Below are 4,688 nucleotides of genomic sequence, written 5' to 3'. Positions count from 1 at the left end.
TCTCGGTCGAGGACAGCCCGGAGTTCAAGCACGTCCAGACGGTCCAGACCGTCGCGGCCCGCCCCGTGGTGGAGAGCTTCAAAACCCACCCCCGCCAGATCCTGCTGACCACCGGCCTCCGCATCGCCCAGAACGCGTTCTACTACGTGTACACCGTGTTCATCCTGACGTACCTGACCCAGGTGCCCGGCACGGACCGGAACACCGGCCTGACCGCCGTCCTGGTCGCCTCCGCGCTGGGCCTTGTCACCGTGCCGCTATGGGGCGCCCTGTCCGACCGGTTCGGCCGCCGCTCGGTCTATCTCTTCGGCGCCGTGGCCAGTGCTGCGGCGATCATCCCGTTCTTCTGGCTCCTGGACACCGGCAACATCCTGCTGATCATCCTCGGCGTCGTCGTCGGCCTCAACATCGGCCACGACGCCATGTACGGCCCGCAGGCGGCGTTCTTCTCCGAGCTGTTCAGCACCCGCGTCCGGTTCAGCGGCGTCTCCATCGGCTACCAGATCGGTTCCGTGCTCGGCGGCGGCCTGGCGCCGCTGGTGGCGACGGCCCTGCTGGCGGCCGGCGGCGGAAACCCGGTCTGGGTAGTCGTTTACTTCCTGGCGGTCTCCGCGATCACCATCGTCGCGACCCTGAAATCCCCGGAAACGAAGGACCGCGCCCTCGGAGCGACCGAACTGCCGGCCGAGGCACCCGCCGCCGCCGTACCCGCAGACCGGGAACCCGCCGTCGTGCGCTGACGACAGCCGCCGCGAACCCACATTGCCTGATTCACTTTGCACGGAAAGGGGCCCTATGGCCACCGTCGATACCGCACACTCCGAGGGACGTCCAAGGCTGCTGCTGAGCGCCTTCGTTATGAACACCACCAGCCACATTATGGGCGGCCAATGGCGGCACCCGGCGGCGCAGCAGCACCGCTTCAACGAACTGGAGCTGTGGACCGGCCTGGCCCGGCAGCTGGAGGACGCCAAATTCGACGTGATGTTCTTCGCGGACGTGGTGGGGCTCTACGGCAACGACGACGGCGGCTGGGCCGGGCATTTGCGCCGCGGCATGCAGGTCCCGGCGAACGATCCCCTGATCCTCCTCGGCGCCCTCGCCGCGACCACACGCCACCTCGGCCTGGCCGCGACGTCGTCGGTGGTCCAGAGCCACCCGTTCCAGTTCGCCCGGCAGATCTCCACCCTGGACCACCTTTCCCAGGGCCGTGCGGCGTGGAACATCGTGACCAGCGCGGCCGAAAACGCCCACCGGAACTTCGGCGACGGCCTCGTCGCGCACGATGACCGCTACGCCTGGGCCGACGAATACGTGTCCGCCGCGTACAAACTGTGGGAAGGGTCCTGGGACGACGGCGCGCTGGTGCAGGACAAGGAAAACGGCATCCACGCCGATCCGGACAAGGTCCACAAGATCTACCACCGCGGCGACCGGTACTCGATCGACGGGCCGCACCTGTCCGCGCCGTCGCCGCAGCGCACGCCCGTGCTGTTCCAGGCCGGGAGCTCCGGCCGCGGGCAGCAGTTCTGCGCCGCCCACGCCGAAGCCACGTTTATGCTCTCCCCGAACCCGGCCGCCGCGGCCGAGTACACGGCCTCGGTCCGGCAGCAGGCCGTGGCCGCCGGCCGGCTCGCCGGGGACGTGAAGTTCTTCCAAGGGCTGCACTTCATCGTCGGCAGCACCGAGGCCGAAGCCGCGCGCAAGGCAGCGGACCTGGACGAGTACCTGGATTCCGGCGCGCTGATCGCCCACATCGGCGGCGGGGCCGGCGTGGACCTCGGCGGCCTGGACCTCGACACCCCGCTGGGTGAATTCCACACGGAAGGCACCCAGGGGCACCTGGACAGCCTGCGCAAGTCCGTTCCGGGCGGCAACCCGACGCTGCGGGACGTCGCGAATTTCCGCAGCCGGGCGCACCGGGTCCTCGGCACCCCGGAACAGATCGTGGACCGCCTCGAGGAGTGGCAGGACGCCGGGGTGGACGGGATCAACATCATCAACCAGCTGATTCCTGACTCCTACACCGACTTCATCGAACAGGTCATGCCGGAGCTGCGCCGCCGCGGCCTCGCCCAGGAGGAGTACGCCGAGGGCACGCTCCGCGAAAAACTGTTCGGTACCGGGGGGAACGGCGCCGCCCTCAACGACCGGCACCCGGCCCGCAGCTACCGCGGCGCCTTCACGGCCAGCTCGGCAACGGCCGAGCAGGCCCAGACCCTGGAGGCCGCACGATGAGCGAGGCAGTGACAACCACCGGCACCTCGGCGGATACCTTTGCAGGCGTTTCTGCCGAGGCCGCATACGAGAAGCTGGCGCAGCGTTTCCGGCCCGTCTTCGCCCGCATCGCAGAGGGCGCCCTGGCCCGGGAGCAGGACCGTGTCCTGCCGTTTGAGCAGGTCCGCTGGCTGAACGCCGAGGGCTTCGGGCGGCTGCGGGTGCCGGTTGAACACGGCGGCGACGGGATCGGCTTTGAGCCGTTCTTCCGGTTGCTCATCGAATTGGCGGAAGCGGATTCCTCCGTGGCCCACCTGTACCGCTCCCACTTCGCGTTCGTCGAGACGGTCGGCCTGGAGTCGGCCGCGTTCCGGGAGCGCTGGTACCCGAAAGTGGTGGCCGGCCAGATCTTCGGGAACGCGGCCACGGAAAAGTCCGGAAACGCCCTGGGGACGACCGGGACCACACTGACGCCGCACGGCGGGGACTGGCTGCTCAACGGCCGGAAGTTCTACACCACGGGGACCATTTTTGCCGAGTGGATTGCCGTGATGGCCAGCACCGAAGGAGTGGAGGGCCGGCAGTACGCCGTAGTCAGCACCACCCAGCCGGGCGTCGAAATCCTGGACGACTGGGACGGGTTCGGCCAACAGCTCACCGGAACCGGCACCACCATCTTCCGGGACGCGCTCGTTCCTGACGCCAACATCATCCGGCGCTCCGAATCCACCACCCACGAGCCCGCCTTCTTCCAACTTGTCCTGCTCGCCGTCATGGCCGGCATCGGCCGGGCGGCGCTGGCGGACGCCCGAGCGCTGGTCCGGGACCGCAAACGCACGTTCAATACCGGCTCCGGAGAGCTCTTCCGCAGCGACCCGCTGATCCTGCAGCTCGTGGGACAGCTCTCCGCCAAGGTCTTCGCCGCCGAATCAGTGGTGCTGGCCGCAGCCCGGGAACTCGACGCCGGCGCCGATCCGGAGCTTGAGCTGACCCCGGACCAGCGCTACGTCCGCGGCGAAATCGCCGTCGAGAAAGCCCAGCTGCTGGTGCCCGAACTGGTCCAGTCCGCGGCCCAGCAGCTCTTCGACGTGACCGGAGCCTCCGCCACGTCGAGGTCGAAGTCGCTGGACCGGCACTGGCGCAACGCCCGGACCGTCGCCACCCACAACCCGGCCGTGTTCAAGGCCCGCACGGTGGGCGACTACGAGGTCAACGGCACCACTCCGGAGGGGCTGCACAGCATCGGCGATGCCCGCACGGCAGGGTCCGGCGGGTAAGGGTCGTACCCGGCGGATAGGCTCGGTGTATGGACGTAGCCACCCTCCGCGGGATCTGTCTGGGGTTTCCCGGCGCCTTTGAGGATTTCCCCTTCGGCCCCGAGACCTCGGTATTCAAGGTGCGGGCCGCGGTGTCCGGCGGCGCCCGGCATGAGGCAAAGATGTTCGCGGCCTCCACCATGGACCCGGACGAGTTCTCCGTGAGCCTCAAATGCGAGCCTGCCCTGGCCGAACAGCTGAGGGCCGCGCACCCGGAGATCACCGGCGCCTGGCACATGAACAAGACCCACTGGAATGGGGTCCGGCTCGACGGATCGCTGCCGGATTCGATGGTCCGGGACATGGTGGAGGACTCCTACGACCTCGTGGTGGCCACCCTGAGCCGGCGCCAGCAGGAGCAGCTTGGCTGGGGCCGCCTCTCCCGCGGGGGCGGCGCGTGAGCGGCGAGTCCGCCGGCCGGATCGCGCGGGGAGCGTTGAACTATCCGGGCATAGGCCTCACCGAGCACGGCCAGGCTCCGGAAGGCTTCCCGTGCCTGGTCTCCTGGGCCCACCTCGGCGACGGGCCGGACACCTTCCAGCGGGTGGCGCGGGGAATCCTCGCCTGGGAGCTGCAAAAACGGTCCGGGYGGCGCGTCCGTACCGAGACCGACGCCGTGGTGCCCGGAGCGCGGGTGGTGAGCGGATTCGGCGTCGGCCCCTTCCGGATCAACGCGCCGTGCGAGGTCGTGTGGGTGCACCCGCCCGAACCCGGCGGCGGCCCGCAAAGCGCGGGGTTCGGGTATGGCACCCTGCCCGGCCATCCGGAGCGCGGCGAGGAAGCATTCGAGGTCGGGATCGACGCCGCCGGGCGGGTATCGCTGAGCATCACGGCCTTCAGCAGGCACTCCAATTGGTTCTACGCCGCCGGCGGCCTCCTGGCCCGGGCGGCGCAGCGGCACGTCACTTCCCGATACATTGAAGAGGCACGTCAACTCGCCGCAGGTGAAAGCTGATCAGGAGAACGTACATGCTGGACCAGACAACCCTTGACCAATTGTGGGACTTCGAYGACCCYGCCGGSTCCGAAKCCCGSTTCCGGGCSGCSGCMGCMGATGAMCGCTACGACRCCGACGAACGRGCCGAACTCRCCACCCAGCTGGGCCGGGCCATCGGCCTGCAGGGCCGGTTCGAGGAGGCCGATGCGCTCCTGGAC

5 protein-coding genes are annotated in these 4,688 nt (G+C 69.1%); all 5 read left to right on the top strand.

From position 1 onward, the window contains the following. Positions 1-740 (top strand): MFS transporter (locus tag AC1DHD_RS14485; protein WP_476880384.1); only part of this gene is annotated, 740 nt, incomplete at its 5' end. Between the two features lie 55 nt (positions 741-795). Beyond that, complete coding sequence (locus AC1DHD_RS14480) at positions 796-2,238, top strand: LLM class flavin-dependent oxidoreductase (protein ID WP_476880383.1); 1,443 nt, start codon at positions 796-798, stop codon at positions 2,236-2,238. Then, positions 2,235-3,494: an acyl-CoA dehydrogenase family protein gene (locus AC1DHD_RS14475; RefSeq protein WP_476880382.1), complete on the top strand. Its 1,260-nt coding sequence runs from the start codon at positions 2,235-2,237 to the stop codon at positions 3,492-3,494. The genes AC1DHD_RS14480 and AC1DHD_RS14475 overlap by 4 nt, the downstream gene beginning before the upstream one ends. Positions 3,495-3,523: 29 nt before the next feature. Continuing rightward, positions 3,524-3,934 (top strand): MmcQ/YjbR family DNA-binding protein, encoded by a 411-nt coding sequence (locus tag AC1DHD_RS14470; protein ID WP_476880381.1) that lies wholly within the window; start codon positions 3,524-3,526, stop codon positions 3,932-3,934. Beyond that, a complete protein-coding gene (locus AC1DHD_RS14465; protein ID WP_476880380.1) occupies positions 3,931-4,488 on the top strand; it encodes a DUF1990 family protein in 558 nt (185 codons plus the stop codon). Before AC1DHD_RS14470 ends, AC1DHD_RS14465 begins: the two co-directional genes overlap by 4 nt. Positions 4,489-4,688 lie beyond the last annotated feature (200 nt).

The sequence above is a fragment of the Arthrobacter sp. 05L45_2 genome, from assembly GCF_056397525.1.
Note: the sequence above shows the minus strand (reverse complement) of the source record. Positions and strands in the feature narration are given on the sequence as shown.

What these genes read in the sequence shown, in the direction of transcription:
- AC1DHD_RS14480 (WP_476880383.1), top strand. Translation starts at nt 796, where the DNA reads ATGGCCACCGTCGATACCGCACACTCCGAGGGACGTCCAAGGCTGCTG.
- AC1DHD_RS14475 (WP_476880382.1), top strand. Translation starts at nt 2,235, where the DNA reads ATGAGCGAGGCAGTGACAACCACCGGCACCTCGGCGGATACCTTTGCA.
- AC1DHD_RS14470 (WP_476880381.1), top strand. Translation starts at nt 3,524, where the DNA reads ATGGACGTAGCCACCCTCCGCGGGATCTGTCTGGGGTTTCCCGGCGCC.